This window comes from Bradyrhizobium sp. LeoB3, assembly GCF_055456055.1.
On sequence record NZ_JBVBEF010000287.1, the window covers coordinates 1 to 1460 of the forward strand.

Sequence of the window (1460 nt, forward strand, 5' to 3'; positions counted from 1 at the left end):
GTCGATCCCTTCAAAGAGATCGTGAAACTCGCCTATCTCGTGTGCCGCGAGAAGGTGGGAGCGGAACGACGCTTACGTGAGGATCGTCACACGCGCCGATTGAGCGAAAGCCAATCCTCTTGGTGTCGCGAACCGTGACCTCGAGAACGGTCGCGGTCTGGTCGTGGGACCATCTTTTGTTTGACGTCAGGGTGTCGGCGACAACCTGGCGGAGCTCTTCCGCGGTGAGCCATGGCGCCCTGTGCCTGTCGGAAACTCAAATCCGGTCATATTCGTGATGCAATCCGCCGAGGACTGGGCGGCAAAGAATACGCCCTGCCCTCTTTACGGTGCGCGATAGGGGCGTATCCTTCTCCAAGGCCAAGTGCGTGCGCGTCTCATTATAGTAGCGAGCATAGGATTTCAGAATTCGGCGCAGATGTGCCTCGCCCAAGACAATGATGTGATCCAAACACTCACGCCGGATCGATCCGATCAACCGTTCGGCAAAGCCGTTCTGCCAGGGTGAGGCCGGCGCAATAGGCTTGTCCCGAATGCCCATGGCGCGCAATCGGCGTGTGACGACGCGGCCAAAGATCCGATCCCGATCGCGGATGAGGTAGCGCGGAGCCTCATCCCAAGGAAATGCCTCCGTTACTTGACGCGCAACCCATTCGGCCGTGGGATTTGCTGTGACGTTGATCCAGATGAGGTCTCTACGGTCTAGCCGGATGATGACAAAGGCATAGAGCAGGTCAAAACCGATAGTTGGAACCACGAACAAGTCCATGGCGGCAATGTCCGGTGCGTGGTTACGCAAGAAGGCTCGCCATCCCTGGCTGGGTGGAGCCCGTCGTTTCACCATGTACTTGGCGACGCTCGACTGCGCGACCTGAAACCCGAGCTTGAGCAGTTCGCCGTGAATGCGTGGCGCGCCCCAAAGCGGATTTTCGACACTCATCCGCCGGACCAATCCGCGCAGCTCCGTGTCGATTTGTGGCCGCCCTCCCCGTCGACGTGATTTCCAACGCCAATAGTTCCGAAAGCCGGCCCGATGCCAACGCACGAGAGTCTCGGGTTTAATGATCGCGAGAACCTGCAGTATTGACGGAAACCAGCGATACAGCTGGATAAGGAACCAACGATCATGGTTCGTGAGCCAGACGCGATCATGCAGCCTACGCCTCAAGACCATCAACTGATGTCGAAGCGCCGCGTTCTCAGCTTCAAGCCGCAACCTCGACTTGAACGGCGAGGCCAAAACGGCCAGCACGAAGCAGAGCAGCCCGATCATTCCGCCAACTTAGGCGATTCCATCACATCATCAACCCGGACAAGGTTTTCGGTACATACAGGGGGTAACTCGTTGACAAGTACGCGCATGTTCTCGGTGTAATCGACGGACACTACGACGAGATGCACGCCGCCTTCGCTGAAAGCAGCTTCCAGCATCGTCGAGAGCTCCGAGACTTTGCTTACGC

Annotated in this window: 2 protein-coding genes; both read right to left on the minus strand. The window is 57.8% G+C overall.

Annotated features, from left to right (window positions below; translation table 11 throughout):
• Positions 1-256 precede the first annotated feature (256 nt).
• A complete protein-coding gene (locus tag ACZXDY_RS45880) occupies positions 257-1273 on the minus strand; it encodes an integrase core domain-containing protein (protein WP_464350008.1) in 1017 nt (338 codons plus the stop codon).
• Positions 1270-1460 (minus strand): hypothetical protein (locus ACZXDY_RS45885; RefSeq protein ID WP_464350009.1); only part of this gene is annotated, 191 nt, incomplete at its 5' end. The genes ACZXDY_RS45885 and ACZXDY_RS45880, both read right to left, overlap by 4 nt.